General features: G+C 56.2%; 20 protein-coding genes. 5 read left to right on the top strand and 15 right to left on the bottom strand.

The window, feature by feature from the left end; genetic code table 11:
* Positions 1-2 precede the first annotated feature (2 nt).
* From paaE to orn, 6 genes are all read right to left on the bottom strand, one after another.
* A complete protein-coding gene (gene paaE / locus MID00_RS15305; RefSeq protein ID WP_009455981.1) occupies positions 3-1,085 on the bottom strand; it encodes a 1,2-phenylacetyl-CoA epoxidase subunit PaaE in 1,083 nt (360 codons plus the stop codon).
* Between the two features lie 4 nt (positions 1,086-1,089).
* A complete protein-coding gene (paaD, locus tag MID00_RS15300) occupies positions 1,090-1,590 on the bottom strand; it encodes a 1,2-phenylacetyl-CoA epoxidase subunit PaaD (protein ID WP_009455982.1) in 501 nt (166 codons plus the stop codon).
* 5 nt (positions 1,591-1,595) lie between these two features.
* Complete coding sequence (gene paaC / locus MID00_RS15295; RefSeq protein WP_035272706.1) at positions 1,596-2,360, bottom strand: 1,2-phenylacetyl-CoA epoxidase subunit PaaC; 765 nt, start codon at positions 2,358-2,360, stop codon at positions 1,596-1,598.
* 8 nt (positions 2,361-2,368) lie between these two features.
* Entirely contained in the window at positions 2,369-2,653 is a 285-nt protein-coding gene (gene paaB / locus MID00_RS15290) for a 1,2-phenylacetyl-CoA epoxidase subunit PaaB (RefSeq protein ID WP_003799192.1), read from the bottom strand.
* 94 nt (positions 2,654-2,747) lie between these two features.
* A complete protein-coding gene (gene paaA / locus MID00_RS15285) occupies positions 2,748-3,740 on the bottom strand; it encodes a 1,2-phenylacetyl-CoA epoxidase subunit PaaA (RefSeq protein WP_009455984.1) in 993 nt (330 codons plus the stop codon).
* 286 nt (positions 3,741-4,026) lie between these two features.
* Positions 4,027-4,572 carry an oligoribonuclease gene (gene orn / locus MID00_RS15280; RefSeq protein WP_009455985.1) on the bottom strand — a complete coding sequence of 182 codons (546 nt, stop codon included), beginning with the start codon at positions 4,570-4,572 and terminating at the stop codon, positions 4,027-4,029.
* Positions 4,573-4,615: 43 nt separating this feature from the next.
* Between orn and MID00_RS15275 the strand changes: the two genes are divergently transcribed.
* Positions 4,616-5,863, top strand: coding sequence for a M48 family metallopeptidase (locus MID00_RS15275; protein WP_009455986.1), 1,248 nt, complete (start codon positions 4,616-4,618; stop codon positions 5,861-5,863).
* Entirely contained in the window at positions 5,860-6,759 is a 900-nt protein-coding gene (gene rsgA, locus MID00_RS15270) for a ribosome small subunit-dependent GTPase A (RefSeq protein WP_026482958.1), read from the top strand. Before MID00_RS15275 ends, rsgA begins: the two co-directional genes overlap by 4 nt.
* Before the next feature lie 78 nt (positions 6,760-6,837).
* On the opposite strand, the gene MID00_RS15265 is transcribed toward rsgA, so the two are convergent.
* Both MID00_RS15265 and rplS read right to left on the bottom strand, forming a co-directional pair.
* Complete coding sequence (locus MID00_RS15265) at positions 6,838-7,587, bottom strand: CoA pyrophosphatase (RefSeq protein ID WP_022983274.1); 750 nt, start codon at positions 7,585-7,587, stop codon at positions 6,838-6,840.
* Between the two features lie 75 nt (positions 7,588-7,662).
* Complete coding sequence (gene rplS / locus MID00_RS15260; protein ID WP_003799181.1) at positions 7,663-8,037, bottom strand: 50S ribosomal protein L19; 375 nt, start codon at positions 8,035-8,037, stop codon at positions 7,663-7,665.
* A 273-nt stretch (positions 8,038-8,310) separates the two neighbouring features.
* Between rplS and MID00_RS15255 the strand changes: the two genes are divergently transcribed.
* Both MID00_RS15255 and MID00_RS15250 read left to right on the top strand, forming a co-directional pair.
* On the top strand, positions 8,311-8,586 hold the full coding sequence (locus tag MID00_RS15255) for a biotin/lipoate A/B protein ligase (RefSeq protein WP_022983275.1): 276 nt from the start codon (positions 8,311-8,313) through the stop codon (positions 8,584-8,586).
* Positions 8,583-9,353, top strand: a complete 771-nt coding sequence (locus tag MID00_RS15250; protein WP_254499020.1) for a biotin/lipoate A/B protein ligase family protein — start codon at positions 8,583-8,585, stop codon at positions 9,351-9,353. Before MID00_RS15255 ends, MID00_RS15250 begins: the two co-directional genes overlap by 4 nt.
* Before the next feature lie 31 nt (positions 9,354-9,384).
* On the opposite strand, the gene MID00_RS15245 is transcribed toward MID00_RS15250, so the two are convergent.
* From MID00_RS15245 to MID00_RS15220, 6 genes are all read right to left on the bottom strand, one after another.
* Positions 9,385-9,579 (bottom strand): hypothetical protein, encoded by a 195-nt coding sequence (locus MID00_RS15245; protein ID WP_250755864.1) that lies wholly within the window; start codon positions 9,577-9,579, stop codon positions 9,385-9,387.
* Positions 9,580-9,954: 375 nt separating this feature from the next.
* Positions 9,955-10,596: a peroxiredoxin gene (locus tag MID00_RS15240; RefSeq protein ID WP_009455994.1), complete on the bottom strand. Its 642-nt coding sequence runs from the start codon at positions 10,594-10,596 to the stop codon at positions 9,955-9,957.
* Positions 10,597-10,782: 186 nt separating this feature from the next.
* Positions 10,783-12,600, bottom strand: coding sequence for an acyl-CoA dehydrogenase (locus MID00_RS15235; protein ID WP_254499019.1), 1,818 nt, complete (start codon positions 12,598-12,600; stop codon positions 10,783-10,785).
* Between the two features lie 108 nt (positions 12,601-12,708).
* Positions 12,709-13,638, bottom strand: coding sequence for an electron transfer flavoprotein subunit alpha/FixB family protein (locus MID00_RS15230; protein WP_254499018.1), 930 nt, complete (start codon positions 13,636-13,638; stop codon positions 12,709-12,711).
* Positions 13,639-14,388 carry an electron transfer flavoprotein subunit beta/FixA family protein gene (locus MID00_RS15225; RefSeq protein ID WP_009456000.1) on the bottom strand — a complete coding sequence of 250 codons (750 nt, stop codon included), beginning with the start codon at positions 14,386-14,388 and terminating at the stop codon, positions 13,639-13,641.
* An 85-nt stretch (positions 14,389-14,473) separates the two neighbouring features.
* The gene (locus tag MID00_RS15220; protein WP_250755865.1) at positions 14,474-15,397 is read right to left on the bottom strand and encodes a histone deacetylase family protein; all 924 of its coding nucleotides are present in this window, start codon (positions 15,395-15,397) and stop codon (positions 14,474-14,476) included.
* A gap of 11 nt (positions 15,398-15,408) precedes the next feature.
* Between MID00_RS15220 and mltB the strand changes: the two genes are divergently transcribed.
* The gene (gene mltB / locus MID00_RS15215) at positions 15,409-16,602 is read left to right on the top strand and encodes a lytic murein transglycosylase B (protein WP_254499017.1); all 1,194 of its coding nucleotides are present in this window, start codon (positions 15,409-15,411) and stop codon (positions 16,600-16,602) included.
* Here mltB and cysM read toward each other — a convergent pair.
* On the bottom strand, positions 16,599-17,504 hold the full coding sequence (gene cysM / locus MID00_RS15210; protein ID WP_042481700.1) for a cysteine synthase CysM: 906 nt from the start codon (positions 17,502-17,504) through the stop codon (positions 16,599-16,601). The genes mltB and cysM overlap by 4 nt on opposite strands.
* Positions 17,505-17,563: the final 59 nt, after the last annotated feature.

Here is a 17,563-nt window from a genome sequence, read left to right as displayed (position 1 = left end):
TCTTAGGTTTCCTGATCGAAGTCAATCACCACCCGGTCGGTAACCGGAAAGCTTTGGCAACTGAGCACGAAACCGCGGGCTACTTCGTAATCTTCCAATGCAAAGTTGGCGTCCATGTCCACTTCGCCCTCTACCACTTTGCAACGGCAGGTAGAACAAACCCCACCTTTACAGGAGTAAGGCAATTCCAGCCCTTGCTCCAGTGCCGCGTCCAGAATGCTGCTGTTGCTTTTGCTGATAGTCAGGTTGCGGGTAATGCCGTCCTGAATCACGGTCAGCTCGCACTCTTCCTTGCCCGGAGCCTTGCGCGACTCTTCGCCCGTACGTAGGGCACGTGGGCCTTTGGGGGCGCCGAACAGCTCGAACTTGATCTGGGATTTTTCCAGGCCGTTTTCCTGTAAGGCCGCAACCACCTGCTCGCTCATGTCCTGGGGGCCACACACAAAGGCCACGTCCACACTGGCTGGATCAAACCATTGCTGCATCAGCTGACGCACTTTTTCGCCATCCAGACGGCCGTTGAACAGGTCGATATCCTGCGTTTCCCGGCTCATGATATACACGATGGAGAAACGTTCCATATAGGTGTTTTTCAGGTCCTCGATCTCTTCGCGGAACATGATGGCCGAGGAAGCACGGTTACCGAAAAACAGCGTGAAAGTGGACTTGGGCTCGGTATCCAGCGCGGTTTTTACCAGCGACAGAATCGGTGTAATGCCACTACCGACCGCAAAGGCGGCGTAACGGTGAGCCTGGCTGGGATCAAAGTCCACGGTGAAGTTGCCATCAGGCGGCATCACTTCCAGGGTGGCGCCCGCTTCCAGATGACTATTGGCCCAGGTGGAGAAAGCGCCATCATTCACACGCTTGATCGCCACGCGCAGCAACCGATCGTGCGGAGCCGCACAGATCGAGTAGGAGCGGCGCAATTCCTGGCCATCCAGGTGAGTGCGCAAGGTCAGATACTGACCGGGACGAAACTGAAACACATCCTGCAAATCCTCGGGCACGGTAAAGGCCACCACCACGGCGTCGCGGGTGCTGCGGGAGACCGAAGCCACAGGAAGAGAATAAAACTGACTCATAGGACTAATGCGCCTTAAAGTAATCGAATGGTTCACCGCAGCTGATGCAGCGATACAGCGCTTTACAGGGTGTGGAGCCAAACTGGCTGATCACCCGTGTATGCGTGGAGCCGCATTGAGGACAGGCCACCACGGGCGCCTCGGGCTGACGCAGCAAACCAGAAATATCAACCGCACTTTGGGCCGGAGGAGCGATACCGTAGTCGCGCAAGGCCAGCTTGCCCTGCTCGCTCATCCAATCGGTCGTCCAGGCCGGTGACAACTTGGTATCCACCCGAACCTGCTCGATACCGGCCTGTTGCAAGGCCTGTTCAATCGAGTGGCTCATTTCGTACATCGCCGGACAACCGGAGTAGGTCGGTGTGATGGTGACCACACACACGTCCTGCTCCCAACTCACGTCACGCACAATGCCCAGGTCCAGCAAGGAGATCACGGGGATCTCCGGATCTGGAACCGTGGCCAGCACTTGCATGACCTGCTCGGTGCTCCAGGTCTGTGTCATGGCGATCACCAAGTGGCGTCAGGATACATACGTGGCAGGTGCTGCATTTCTGCCAACAGAAACCCTAACGCTTCCGTGTGACGGCCTTGGGGACCACCACGGTAGGCCTTGTGCTGAGCATCCTGCTCGGCCGGGCAACGCAAGGTGGCGCGCTCCAGCGCATTCTGGATGTACTCCAGGCAAGGCTGCCACAGGCTGGCCATCAACGGCACAGCCTGACGCTGAGCCAGTTCCTCGGTGACCTCGTCATCCAGGAACAGCTCACCCAGGTAGAACCAGGCATCATCAATGGCTTTTTGCATGCGCTTGTGGCTTTCCGGGGTGCCATCACCCAGGCGCACGATCAAGTCGGTCGAGCGGCGCAGGTGATACAGCACTTCTTTATGTGCCTTCTGGGCAATCTCGCGAATCTGCTCGTCGCTGGATTCGATCAACTGCTCCAGCAGGAAGCAATGCCAGGCATCAAACAGGAACTGACGTGCCAGCGTGTCGCCGTAGTGACCATTCTCACGCTCCACCAACAAGTAGTTGGTGTACTCGTGGACGTCTCGGTGATAGGCCAGACGATCTTCGTCCCGGCCCTGACCTTCGGTCTCACCTGCCAGTGTCAGCCACATACGGGCCTGACCCAGCAAGTCCAGTGCCGTATTGGCACAGGCCAGTTCTTCTTCCAGAGCCGGGCCGTGGCCAGTCCACTCACCCAGGCGCTGAGCCAGCACCAGGGTGGAATCGCCCATGCGCAGGGCGTAGGAAAACAAAGCTTTGTCCATACCAGTTCCTACATATTGATGCCGTCAGGCATGGGGAAAAACGTAGGGTGACGGTAGACCTTGGTGTTGGATGGCTCGAACAGCGGGCCTTTGTCACCAGGGCTGGAAGCAGCGATATCGGCTGCACGTACGACCCAGATGCTCACGCCTTCGTTACGGCGGGTGTACACATCACGGGCATTGTTGATGGCCATTTCGGCGTCCGGAGCATGCAGGCTGCCTACGTGCTTGTGGGCCAAGCCATGCTGGCTGCGAATGAAAACTTCCCACAGGGGCCAATCGTTCTTGCTCATAACTGAAAATTCCTTGCTGTGCAGCGGCGCTGTCAAAGCGCCTGCTGCGAATCGGATCGAATCAGAAACCGTGCTGGTTTCCTAGCCTTCTTGATCAGGCCACCTTGCGGACGGCTTCCTGCTTTTGGGCATGTGCATCCAGTGCATCACGGAACCAGGCGCCGTTCTCGTGGGCCTGGACTCGGGCTTCGAGTCGCTCACGATTACAGGGACCATTGCCCTTGATCACCGCCCAGAATTCTTCCCAGTCGATCTCGCCAAAGTCATAGTGACCGCGCTCTTCGTTCCAGCGCAGATCAGGGTCAGGAATGGTCAGACCCAGGTACTCGGCCTGAGGCACGGTCTGGTCCACCATCTTCTGGCGCAGTTCGTCGTTGGAGAACAGCTTGATCTTCCACTGCATGGACTGGGCGCTGTTGGTGGAGTCCGCATCCGAAGGACCGAACATCATCAGGGCAGGCCACCACCAGCGGTTGATGGAATCCTGAACCATGGCCTTTTGCTCCGGCGTACCGTGCAGGCACATCTGAATCAGCAAGTCGTAACCCTGGCGCTGGTGGAAGGACTCTTCCTTGCACACGCGCACCATGGCACGGGCATAAGGACCGTAGGAGCAGCGGCACAGCGGAATCTGGTTGATGATGGCCGAGCCATCGACCAGCCAGCCGATCATGCCGATATCGGCCCAGTTCAATGTTGGGTAGTTAAAAATACTGGAGTACTTGGCTTTGCCCGACAGCAGATCGTCGACCAGCTTGTCACGGCTTACGCCCAGCGTTTCGGCCGCGCTGTACAGGTACAGACCGTGACCGGCCTCGTCCTGCACCTTGGCCATCAAGATGGCTTTGCGCTTGAGCGAAGGGGCGCGGGTAATCCAGTTACCTTCGGGCAGCATCCCGACAACCTCGGAGTGTGCGTGCTGAGAAATCTGGCGAACCAAGGTTTTGCGATAGGCTTCGGGCATCCAGTCCCTGGCTTCGATGCGGACACCCTCATCGATGCGCTCTTGGAACCGACGCTCTTCGTCGGACATCTGCTCGATATCCTGGACCTGCTTGACGCCTGTCTCTACAAGTTGTGCATACATGACCATCCCCGGTAAGAGTGCAGAAAGCGCCCAAACAAATTTGTTTCGACGCAAACCATATACACTTCATTATTTAATACGAAAAATGTGATGTCAATCGTAAAACCGTATCATATGGCCTTGAAACAGATACTTTAAGGGTAAATACTTAGACGTAAAAAAACCGAGGTGCGACAAATCGCTATCCTCGGTTTTGATCCTGCCAATGTGTCCCCGCCTACAGCTGCAGCACGCTCACGAACCGTGCCGGGACCCGCATCCCTTCCGCCCTGCCTGCCCTTCCCGTTTACAGACGGATGAAGTGCTCGCGGTAGTGTTTCAGCTCGTCAATGGACTCGTAAATATCGGCCAAGGCCTCGTGGCGGCTTTGCTTGACGAAACTTTTAACCACTTCAGGCTTCCAACGCAAAGCCAGTTCTTTCAGAGTGCTGACATCCAGATTGCGATAGTGGAAGAAAGCCTCCAGACGAGGCATGTAGCGGTACATGAAACGACGGTCCTGGCTGATGGTGTTGCCACACAGGGGCGACTTGCCAGCCGGTACGTGCTCTTTCAGGAATTCCAGCAACTGATCCTCGGCTTGCGCTTCGGTCAGGGTAGAGGCTTTGACCTTGTCGATCAGGCCGCTACGGCCATGCGTACCCTTGTTCCAGGCGTCCATGCCATCGAGCAATGCATTGCTTTGGTGAACCACCAGAACCGGGCCTTCCGCCACCAGAGTCAAGTCTGCTTCTGTTACCACGACCGCAACTTCGATGATGCGCTCTTTGTCCGGATCCAGTCCTGTCATCTCCATATCGAGCCAGACCAGACGCTGTGTATGAACCGCCATATAATCATTCCTCAAAACGCCCATTTTACATATAGCCGCCTACATGCTGACTTTGTTGTTCATTATCTTTCTGCTTGCAGACGTTTTGCTGCGCTTTTATTTAGGCCTGCGGCAGATCCGGCACGTTTATCGTCATCAGAACGAGGTGCCGGCCGAGTTTTCCGAACGCATTGGCCTGCATAGCCATCAACGTGCGGCACGCTACACCATCGCACGCACCCGGCTGGGTTTAAGCGAGCGTCTGGTAGAGGCCCTGGTCTTGCTGGGCTTTACGCTGCTGGGCGGTCTGCAATGGCTGGATGTCACGCTGGGCAACTGGATCAGTCATGAACTGCTGCGTCAGCTAACCCTGATTGGCGCGGTCCTGGCGATTATGGGTGTCGTGGGCCTGCCTTTTGCCTGGTATCGCAAGTTTGTACTGGAAGCGCGCTTTGGTTTTAACCGCATGAAGCCTGCCCTGTTCTTTGCCGATACCGCCAAAACTCTGATCATCGTCCTGATTCTGGGTACACCCTTGTGTGCCGCCCTGCTCAGTCTGATGGATTGGGCAGGCCCTTCATGGCCCTGGTACGGCTGGGGTCTGTGGCTGGTTTTCAATCTGCTGGTGCTGTGGCTGTACCCGCGCGTTATCGCCCCCATTTTCAATACCTTCAAACCACTGGAAGATGCCAGCCTGCGTGAACGCATCAATGCCCTGGCGCAGCGTTGCGGCTTTCAAACCAACGGCTTGTATGTGATGGATGGCTCGCGCCGCTCCGCCCATGGCAATGCGTACTTCACCGGCCTGGGTCGCCAAAAGCGCATCGTGTTTTTTGATACCTTGCTGAACAAGCTGCAGCCCGAAGAAGTAGAAGCCGTGCTGGCGCATGAGCTGGGCCACTTCAAGCATCGCCATATCCAGCGCCGTCTGCTGATCAGCGTATTCACATCCCTGATCTTTTTTCTGCTGGCCGGCTGGGCCTGGGGCAAGGTGGGCTTTTATACCGGGCTGGGCGTGATTCCCCAGTTAGGTCGCCCCAACGACGCCCTGGCCCTGATCCTGTTCTTTATGGTGGTGCCTACCTTCACCTTCTGGATGGGCCCCTTGAGCGCCCTGCTCTCGCGCCGGGACGAATATCAGGCCGACAGCTTTGCCGCCCAGCACAGCCAGGCCCAGGACTTGATCAGCGCCTTGCTCAAGCTCTATAACGACAATGCCGCAACCTTGACGCCCGACCCTATGCACTCTGCCTTTTACGATAGCCACCCCAACGCGATTGATCGCATTCGACACCTGAAAAGCCTGGCATGACATCTAAATACCTTAGCGGTCTGGTGACCGCCGCCCATGGTCGTCACTACTTTGTCGAACTGCCTGATGGCGAAACGATCAAGTGCTTCCCTCGTGGAAAAAAAGCCGGGATTGCGGTTGGCGATCAAGTCGATGTGTTGATGCAGGCCAAAGGGGAAGGCTCTATTGAGGCGGTGCAAGAAAGGCGCAATCTGCTATATCGCTCTGACGACTTCCGCACCAAGCAGTTTGCCGCCAATATTGATCAGCTTCTGATTGTGGTGGCACCAGAACCCGTTTACTCCGAAGACTTGCTGGGACGCGCCCTGGTCGCGGCCTGGAGTGTGGATATTGAGCCGGTGATTATTCTGAACAAGGCCGATCTGAGCACCCACCTGGAGCGCGCACGCGCCAAGCTGGCCCCTATCGCCGCCCTGGGCGTCCCTATTCTGGAAATGGTGGCGCTGGAACCAGAACAGACACGGGAAGCGCTGGCCCCCTGGCTGGCGAACAAACGTACCTTGCTGCTGGGGCAAAGCGGCATGGGTAAATCCACCCTGCTCAATGCCCTGGTCCCGGATGCCGGCGCGCTGACCCAGGAATACTCGCAAGCCTTGGGGGCGGGCCGACACACAACCACCAGCACCCGCCTGTATCACCTGCCTAATAGCGGCGACCTGATCGACAGCCCCGGCTTCCAGGCCTTTGGCCTGTCGCATATGACACAGGAAGATATTGCGCACGGCTTCCCCGATTTCCGAAAAGCGGTGGAGTCTTGCCGCTTTTATAACTGCACCCACAGGCATGAACCGGGCTGTGGCGTGCTGGCGGCCATCGAAGCCGGCAGCATTCACCCTGAACGGCACGCGCTATACCAGCGTTTGCTGGCCGAGCACGAAAACAAGCCACGCTATTAGGGGAACAAGGGGCAAAGCAAAATGCCCCTTTTTTGTGAAGGCGGAATACGCTGCAAAGCGCCCGCCTGTCAGGCCTGATTACAGGCTTTTGGCGTGAGTGTCCCCACCGGCAGACAACTGCACCCAGGCAGCCGACAAGTGGTGGTAAAGATTACGGATCAAGACCGCCGTGGCACCCCAGATAAAGTACGGCCCCCAAGGGATGGAGAAGTAGTAACGCCCTGCTCCGTCCGGCAAATCGGCGTGATGCAATTGATGACGCTGCGGGTCCAGCAGGACCGACAAGGGCACTTCAAAGACCTCGGCCACTTCAGAGCTATCGGGCAACACCTGAAAACCCTCTTGCAGCTCGCCAATAATGGGGCGCATCGCAAACTGGGTACTGGTGACAAAAATAGGATGCTGACCCAGATAACGTACAAAGCGCGGCTCGATGCCGATCTCTTCCTGGGTTTCACGCAAGGCGGCTTCGACCGGCCCCAGATCCGAGGCTTCAATACGTCCGCCGGGAAAACTGATCTGCCCTGCATGATTGTGCAAGTGCATGGCCCGACGCGTAAAAATAACGGTGGGCCCTTCGGGGCGCTGCATCACACCAATACAGACGGCGGAGCGCACATTCATGGAACCGGGCAAAAACTCTGGATAAAAGGAGCTGCGAAACAAAGGCTCGACCTGCCACTGTATGGGCTGGGCAAAAGCGCTACGTAGAAAATCCAGTTGCTGGGCCTGAGCAGGCAATTCAGGCAAAGAGTCTAATGCAACCAGAGGCTGGCTGCGAGGGTCGAATCCAGGAACGATAACGGGCCTGATACGAGGCTTATCCATAAGAACTGGTATGTGATCCCACATAAAAACAAAGGCACCCGCTTGGGTGCCTTTGCATCGCTGTTCGCTTGGGAATTAGTTACCCGAACGACGAACGAGTTTTTCTTTGATGCGAGCGGCTTTACCCGAGCGATCGCGCAGATAGTACAGTTTAGCACGACGCACAGCGCCACGACGCTTGACTTCGATGCTGGCGATCTGAGGGGAATACAGCTGGAATGTACGCTCAACAGCTTCGCCCGAAGAAATCTTGCGAACGATGAAAGAAGAGTTCAGACCACGATTGCGACGGCCGATAACCACACCTTCGTAAGCCTGGACACGCTTACGCGTACCTTCAACCACGTTTACGTTCACAACAACAGTGTCACCAGGACCGAACTCGGGAGGCAGCTTGCCACCGGTCAGGCGCTGGATTTCTTCTTGCTCAAGAATAGCGATCAAATCCACGATTGACTCCAAAACCATCGTATCAGCCGCACACATTATAAAAATCGCGCTGACAGAGGATGAAAAAAATGATTAGCCCATGATTCTATCAGCAAAAAGCCTGAATTACCAAGCTTTTTGACTGATCGGGGCTTCGTTTCCCGGCGTTTAACTACGCTAAAATACGACACTTTGGGCACGGTGCCCCCGTATTAAACGCAGCAAAGGCGGAAATTTACTCGATTCGCCCTCCCCTTGGCAAAAAGGGGCCGACCTTATCAAAGGACACAGTCTATGCATGCTGAATACAAAGTCCCTGGCGGCAAGCTGGTCGTGATCGATCTGGATGTCAAAGATCATATGATCGAACAAGCACGATTGAGCGGCGACTTTTTTCTGGAACCTCCCGAAGCACTGGGCCTGATCAATCAAGCCCTGCAGGGCCTGTCCGTCAACAGCAGTGCTGAAGAAATTGCGGCTCATGTTAGCCGCGCCCTGCCTGCCGACATCGAAATGTTCGGTCTGGACCCGCAGGCCATTGGCGTGGTCGTGCGGAGGGCCTTGGCATGATGAGCTGGAACGAGTTGCCCTGGGAACTGGTCCATATGGAGCCGCAACCCGCTGCCCTGCATATGGCCCTGGATGAAATCATCACCCAGGAAGTCAGTGAAGGCACCCGCGCCCCCACCCTGCGCATCTGGGAGTGGCAAGAAGCGGCAGTGGTGATTGGGCGTTTCCAGTCCCTGCGCAATGAAATTGAAGCCGAGGCAACTGCCCGTCACGGTATACGCGTCGTGCGCCGTATCAGTGGCGGTGGTGCCATGTTCATCGAGCCAGGCAACACCATAACGTATTCGCTTAGCGTACCCAAGCAGTTTGTAGCCGGCATGACGTTTCAGGAGTCCTACGAGTTTCTGGATTCATGGGTGATCGAAGCCCTACGGGAAATTGGTATTGATGCCTGGTACCAACCGCTGAACGACATTACCAGTGCTGGTGGAAAAATTGGCGGCGCCGCACAAGCACGCCGTGGCAATGCTGTATTGCACCATGTGACCATGGCCTACGATATTGATGCTGACAAGATGCTGGAAGTCCTGCGCATCGGTAAGGAAAAACTCTCGGACAAAGGCACCACCAGCGCCAAGAAACGCGTGGACCCTATCCGCAGTCAAACCGGCATGAGCCGCGAGGCTGTGATTGAAGCCATGCTGGACGTGTTCCGCAAAAAGACGGCACTTCAACCCCGCACACTGGAAACACCCACACTGGAGCAGGCCGAAAAACTGGCACGGGACCGTTTCCTGTCAAACGACTGGACACAACTGGTGCCCTGATCGCCCCTTGGAACAGCACAAGGGCGTGGCCTTAAAACCCGCCCATGCTGCCCAACCACAACAAGCCAGGAATACTGGCACCCCACACGGCAACCAAACACACATCCATGACCTTGGCCTTGAAAGACAGAGGCTTGGTGAACGGACTGGACGAGGCTGCGGAACGGACTGGGCCACGGAAACGAGGAGTGGCTTGAGGACGGTAATGACGGCTTGGACTGGGCATGGCTAACTCCGATTACTGTTTTCTTATACAGTACTGTACTTAAAACCAGCTTTTAGTGCAATTAGTACCTGCGCGAATGTTGCGCCTTGTCCACTGATGCGCTGAACCCCAGTCCTGAAGCCAGCTGCAGTCAATTTCTTACCAGGCTTGGCTTGCCTGCCCTCTCCCCTCCGCAGCTGGAAAACTGTGATTACCCCGTGGTTTTATACAGTAGTTCTATGCCGTAATTGTGATCCCCAGAAACCCTTGAAAAAACACCAGGACATGCGCTGAGCCCAAGCGAGAGCTGCCTACCTGGAAAGGCTGTACCCATAAAAAAGCCCTCGTGCCATAAGCAGGAGGGTTTTTTGTCTGAGCCTAAAGACCAAGTGGCAATTACTTGTTAGGCTGAGGCGTCACACGCAGGTAAGGACGGATCTCGGTGTAGCCTTTGGGGAATTTCTGCTTCAGAACTTCCGGATCTTTCAGGCTGGGAACGATGATCACGTCGTCGCCGTCTTCCCAGTTCACTGGCGTGGCCACGCTGTGGCTGTCGGTCAGTTGCAGGGAATCGATCACGCGCAGGATCTCGTTGAAGTTGCGGCCCGTGCTGGCTGGGTAAGTGATGATCAGACGCACTTTCTTGGCCGGGTCGATGATGAACACCGAACGCACAGTCACGGTGGTGCTGGCGTTGGGGTGAATCATATCGTACAGATCCGACACCTTGCGGTCAGCATCAGCCAGGATGGGGAAGTTAACGGTGGTTTTTTGTGTTTCGTTGATGTCATCAATCCACTTGCCGTGGGAATCAACGTCGTCAACGGAAACGGCAATCACTTTCACGCCGCGCTTGGCGAACTCGTCCGCCAGTTTGGCGGTGTAACCCAGTTCGGTGGTGCACACAGGCGTAAAGTCGGCTGGGTGGGAGAACAGAACGCCCCAGCTATTACCCAAGAACTCGTGAAACTTGATGGTGCCAGCGGAGGATTTTTGTTCAAAATCAGGGGCCAGGTCACCCAGACGAAGTGTAGCCATTACGTTCCTCTTTTCGAAATGCAGCCGCGATCAGGAGATCACCGACTTAAATAATCAGGACTAGTCAGATGATTTTGTCAGTATAAAGAGCACGTTTCAAATAATTAAACGTTATATCAATATACCCAAAAAAGGCCCGGCAGCCAAAGAAGCGGCGCGGGCCTTCATGCCTTGGGGCTGATCGAGTTACAGCAGCTCAGTCGACAGGTAAGGAGTCAGCTCCACACCATCCGCTACGGACTGCGCCAAGGCACCGGCACGTGGCAGCAAGTGGCTGGCAAAGAACACGCTGGTCGAGAGCTTGCGGCGCAGGAATGGATCCTGGCTGCCTTCGCTCAATGCTTTCTCCGCAGCCAAAGCGGCACGGGCCATCTGCCAGCCAGTCAGCACATAGCCGGACAGCATCAAGAATGGCACGCTGCCCAGGAACACGGCAGGCAGGTCTTTCTGAGCGTTCATCAAGGTGAACATGGCAGCGCGTTCCACGCTCTTCACTCCGGCTTCCAGACGATCGGCGATCAAGGTCAACGCCGCTTTGTGATCACCGCCTTGAGCCGCACGCTCACGCAGCTTGGCAACAGTTGCACCCAACTCGGGAGCCAAGCCCTGGATCACAGCACCGGCGTCACGCAGAACCTTGCGACCGATGAAGTCATTGGCCTGAATCGCGGTTGTCCCTTCGTAGATAGGCAGAATGCGCGAGTCACGGTAATGCTGGGCCGCACCAGTTTCCTCGATAAAGCCCATACCACCGTGCACCTGCACGCCCAGGGAAGTCACTTCCAGGGACATTTCAGTGCTGAAACCCTTGACCACAGGCACCAGGAATTCGTACAGAGCCTGGTAGCGCTTGCGGGCATTTTCGTCGGCACTGTGACGCGCCTTGTCGTTCACACCGGCAGCAAAGTAAGCCAAGGCACGGGAGCCTTCTGTCAGGGCACGCATTTGCACCAACATGCGCTGCACGTCGGGGTGATGGGCAATCGACACAGCCTTGCCGCCAGTCAGAGGCGCACCCTGTACACGCTCGTTGGCGTATTCAAGAGCCTGCTGGAATGCACGTTCGGCCACGGCGATACCTTGCACGCCCACCGCGTAACGGGCCGCGTTCATCATGATGAACATGTACTTCAGGCCTTCGTTTTCCTTGCCGACCAGGTAGCCGACGGCACCCTCGCCCACCTCACCCTTGCCTGAGCCGTACAGCAGCACAGCGGTTGGGCTACCGTGGATGCCCAGCTTGTGCTCCAGCGAAGCACACCAGACGTCGTTACGGGCGCCCGGGGAGCCATCGTCGTTCACCATGAACTTGGGCACGATGAAAAGCGAGATCCCTTTCACACCGGCAGGTGCATCAGGCGTACGGGCCAGCACCAGATGGACGATGTTCTCGGCCATATCGTGCTCACCGTAGGTGATGAAAATCTTTTGACCGCTGATGCGGTAGCTGCCATCATCCTGAGGAACAGCACGGCTGGCAACTTGGGCCAGATCCGAACCGGCCTGAGGCTCGGTCAAGTTCATGGTGCCGGTCCAGCGGCCTTCCAGCAAGGGAGGCAGGAAACGTTGTTTCTGTTCTTCCGAGCCAACCATGGACACGGCTTCGATCACGCCGTCGGTCAGCAACGGACACAGGGAAAAAGCCAGGTTGGCAGCATTGATATTTTCACATGCCACGGCGCCGATCAGCTTGGGCAAGCCTTGGCCACCCAGTTCGGCTTCGTGCTGCAAACCCTGCCAGCCAGCTTTTGCAAATTCTTCAAAGGCTTTCTTGAAGCCGGGTGTGGTGGTGACCACACCATCATTCCACTTGGCGCCATTCTGATCACCGGCGCGGTTCAAAGGTGCTACTTCCTGCTCAACGAAGCGGGCGTTCTCATCAATAATGGCATCGATCAACTCGGCCGAGAAATCCTCAAAGCCAGGCAATTCCAGCACACCAGGTAGATCAGCCAGCTCTGTAAGTGCAAAGCGGATGTCTTGGGTGGGTACACGATACGTCATGAACACTCCTACACAGAAACAAAAAGGACCGAAGCCACAATCAGGCCCCTAGGATATACGCACTGAAAAAAAGCCTGCTGGAGAAGTCCCCAGCAGGCCGATGGGCGCTTAGAGCGCTTTTTCTAACTCAGGCACAGCTTCAAACAGATCCGCGACCAAACCGTAGTCAGCCACGCCAAAAATAGGCGCTTCGGGATCTTTGTTGATCGCCACGATAACCTTGGAGTCTTTCATGCCAGCCAAGTGCTGGATGGCACCGGAAATACCCACGGCCACGTACAGCTGAGGAGCCACGATCTTGCCTGTCTGACCCACCTGCCAGTCGTTCGGAGCATAGCCGGCGTCCACTGCAGCGCGCGAAGCACCCAGTGCCGCGCCCAGCTTGTCAGCCAGACCGTCCAGCAATTTGAAGTTTTCGGCGCTGCCCATACCGCGACCACCGGACACGACCACACCGGCACCCGCCAGCTCAGGACGGTCGCTCTTGGCCACTTCACGGCTGACGAACGTAGAACGGCCCGAATCAGCCACGGCGCTCAGCTCTTCAACAGCGGCGCTACCACCTTCAGCGGCCACAGCGTCAAAGGCGGTGGTACGCACGGTGATCACTTTAACGGCATCGCTGGACTGAACGGTCGCCACAGCATTACCGGCATAAATAGGACGGGTGAAGGTATCCGCCGACTCCACGGACAAAATGTCCGACACTTGGGCAACATCCAGCTTGGCCGCAACGCGAGGGGCAATGTTCTTGCCCGAAGCGGTTGCCGGGAACAGGATGTGGCTGTAACTGGAGGCGATGGCCAGCACTTGGGCAGCCACGTTCTCGGCCAGGCCTTCAGCCAATGCAGGGCCATCGGCCAACAGGACCTTGCTGACACCCTGAGCCTTGGCAGCCGCCTGGGCCACGCCAGCAGCCTGGTTGCCTGCGACCAGAACATGCACATCACCGCCGATCTTCTGAGCGGCAGCCAGGGCGTTGAGCGTTGCAGCCTTCAGCTGCTGATTGTCGTGCTCGGCAATAACAAGGATAGCCATTTAAATCACCTTCGCTTCGTTCTTCAGTTTCTCGACCAGTGTGGCAACATCGGGCACCATAATGCCGGCAGCACGAGCTGGAGGCTCAGTCACTTTCAGAGTTTTGATACGAGGAGCCACATCAATGCCCAGCTCTTCGGGAGTCAGGGTTTCCAAAGGCTTTTTCTTGGCCTTCATGATGTTGGGCAGTGTCACGTAACGAGGCTCGTTCAGGCGCAGGTCGGTGGTGATCACAGCGGGCAGGCTCAGTTTCAGTGTTTCCAGACCGCCGTCCACTTCACGAGTGACCGACACGCTGTCGCCCGAAACTTCAACTTTGCTGGCAAAAGTGGCTTGTGGCCAGTCCAGCAAGGCAGCCAGCATCTGGCCAGTCTGGTTGGCGTCATCGTCGATCGCCTGTTTGCCCAGAATCACGAGCTGAGGCTGTTCTTTGTCCACCACGGCCTTGATCAGCTTGGCCACGGCCAAAGGCTGCAACTCAGCATCGGTTTGCACCAGGGTGGCCCGATCCGCACCAATGGCCAAGGCCGTGCGCAGCGTTTCCTGGCTTTGTGCAACGCCGCAAGAAAGAGCGATCACTTCAGTGGCTGCACCGCTTTCTTTGAGGCGAGTGGCCTCTTCGACAGCGATTTCGTCAAAGGGGTTCATGGACATTTTCACATTGGCAATGTCCACCCCGGTTTGGTCGGATTTCACGCGCACCTTGACGTTATAGTCAACTACGCGTTTCACGGGTACTAACACCTTCATGTAATGTTCTCCAGTGCAGTCTTAAATAAAAATTATTCTGTTGAAATAAGGCTTTAGAAGAATTCCAAAGCCCGAAGCCACTCGCCTAAAGCCCGGCGAAGGCCTTGATGTGAGCCACCACGCTGCGCCCCAGGGACGAGGGATCGTACCCCCCTTCCAGCATACTGACCAGACGTTGTCCGGCACTAGGCGCACTGGCCTGGACCACCATAGCGGTCAATTCCGCATAATCGGCCTCAACCAAGCTGAGCTGTCCCATTTCATCTTCACGGTGGGCATCAAAGCCGGCCGAGAAAAAGACAATTTCAGGGGCAAACGCCTCTATGCGGGGCAAACAAACCTGCTTGAACAGATCGATAATCTGAGCAGACTTGGTGTAGGCCTCAACCGGTATATTTACCATGTTTTGCGCCGCCGGGTCCTGAAAGGAATCAGGAAAAAACGGGGACTGAAAGAAACTGCACATCAGAACCCGCTCGTCGCCGGCAAAAATCTGCTCGGTTCCATTGCCGTGGTGCACATCAAAATCCACGATCAGCACACGCTTGAGGCCATATTTTTCCATCGCATAGGCCACGGCCACAGCGATATTGTTAAAAAAACAAAACCCCATCGCCCGCGCCCGCTCGGCATGATGACCGGGAGGTCGTACCGCACAAAATGCGCCCGTCGCCCCTTCGTTCATGACGCCATCGACTGCATCCAGGCCCGCTCCGGCAGCGGCATAGGCAGCTTCCAGAGTGTGCGGATTCATCAAGGTGTCCGGATCGATATTGAAATACCCCTGCTGCGGCAATTGCTCTTTGAGCTTTTGCACATAAGCGGCATCGTGTACCCGCAAGATATCCTCATCCGTCGCCAGCCTTGCCTGTCGCTGAACCAGATAGGATGCCAGACCGCTTGATAGCAGTTGATCGTTTATGGCATCCAGTCGCTGCGGACTTTCCGGATGCCATCGGCCCATCTCATGCAAATGGCATGATGGATGGATAAAATATAGTGTCTCCATGAGGATGGATTATGTTCAGACCCACTCGAATTTTGCAAGCAGTACTGATCGCGCTGAGCACTGCCGGCTGCGCCACAACCACTTCCCAAGCTCCGTCCACGGACACCAAACCCAGCAGCGGCGCGGCCCTCCAGACCTCGGTAAAAAAAACCGGCACCGTCGCAATCAAGGCTTTGGCCGAACCCGAGTCCATTCAGGCCGGTGAATCTCGCTCTGGTCGGACACAATTTTTTAAATTAAACGGTGAATTAAACGATGACATTGCGAGCTACGCCCAGGAAGTGGCGACAGTACGCAAGATCCCGCTGGATGTCGTCACCGACATGTTGCAGCAAGCTCAATATAACGAGACCGCCGCTAAATTAATGCGCCCCACCAAAGGGCGCATCAAGCGCAGTTGGGTAACGTATAAAAAACGCAATGTAGACCCGGCCCGCATTCAAGGTGGCGTCCAGTTCTGGCAAAAACATCGCCTGGCCTTGGACCAGATTTCCAAAGACTATGGTGTACCGCCCTCTATTATTGTGGCCATCCTGGGCGTGGAAACCGTCTACGGCAAAATCATGGGCGACTTCAAGGTGCTGGATGCCTTGTTTACGCTGGGCTTTGCCTATCCGGATGACAGCCGTCCCGAGCGTGGTCAGTTGTTCCGTGATCAATTAGCTGACCTGATCGAATTGCATTATCAAGGCGAGCTGGACGCACGTATTGTTCAAGGCTCGTTCGCAGGCGCTATGGGTATGTCCCAGTTCATGCCCGGCAGCTTGATACGCTATGCCGTCGACGGCGATGGAGATGGCCGTATTGATCTGCGCAATAACCCAGCCGATGCCATGGCGTCGATTGCCAACTTCTTGCGTGCACACGGCTGGGAACCCGGCCTGCCGGTTTTCGCTCCGGTCGAATTGAGCAACGCAAGTAAAGCGATGGTGGACGGCGGCATTTATCCCAAACTTAATTGGGCACAATTGAATAATGCCGGTGCGACGGTGAAAGGTCAGAGCCAGAACGCAGGCCCCTGGCAGCAGGCTCAATTAGGTGTAGTGAACCTGGTGGACGAGCCACGCAATACTACCGAGTATCGCCTGGGCACGCCCAACTTCTTTGCCATTACCCATTACAACCGCAGTTACTTTTATGCCAGCTCGGTCGCCGATCTGGCTTCCGAACTGGCCAAACAAATGGGCTACGGCAACCCTAATTAATTAAAGATGCCGGTAGACAGGTAACGGTCGCCACGGTCGCACACAATGAACACGATCGTGGCGTTTTCTACGCGCTGAGCAACGCGCATGGCAGCCACCAGAGCACCGCCGGATGAAATACCGGCACAGATCCCCTCTTCAGCGGCCATACGGCGCGTCATGATCTCGGCCTCTTGCTGGCCAATTTCCTCGAACATATCCACTTTGGAGGGATCGTAAATTTTGGGCAGATACTCTTCTGGCCATTTACGAATGCCGGCAATTTGCGCCCCTGGTGCAGGCTGAGCCCCCACCACCACTATGCCGCTATTCTGGCTACGCAAGTAATTACCCACCCCCATGATGGTGCCGGTCGTGCCCATGGCGCTGACAAAGTGAGTAACCTGACCATCGGTTTGCTGCCAGATTTCCGGGCCGGTGCTATGCACGTGCGCCGCTGGATTATCCTTGTTGGCAAACTGATCCAGCACCTTGCCCTGCCCTTCGGCCTGCATCTTCAGCGCCAAATCACGGGCGTATTCCATACCGCCTTGATCCGCAGGCGTCAGAATCAACTTCGCTCCGTAAGCCGTCATGGAAGCACGACGTTCCAGCGACAGGTTATCGGGCATGATCAAAATCATTTTGTAGCCACGCACGGCCGCAATCATGGCCAGTGCAATACCAGTATTGCCACTGGTGGCCTCGATCAAGGTGTCTCCCGGCTTGATATCACCGCGGCGCTCGGCCTCCTGAATCATGGAACTGGCAGCACGGTCTTTCACCGAACCGGCAGGGTTATTGCCTTCCAGCTTGGCCAACAAGACATTACCGCGTGCCTGCCCAAACTCGCCTGGAATACGCTGCAAGCGAACCAAGGGGGTTTGGCCAACGGTATCTTCAATGGTGGGATAGTTTTTCATCGATCAATCTCTTACCTTGAGCAAGAAGGCAGCCAGCTCGCACTGACTGCCCATGCAGA

The sequence above is a fragment of the Alcaligenes sp. NLF5-7 genome (assembly GCF_024266725.1).
In the GTDB taxonomy this organism is placed as follows: Bacteria; Pseudomonadota; Gammaproteobacteria; order Burkholderiales; family Burkholderiaceae_B; genus Alcaligenes; species Alcaligenes phenolicus.
This window is presented reverse-complemented; position numbering and strand designations above follow the sequence as displayed.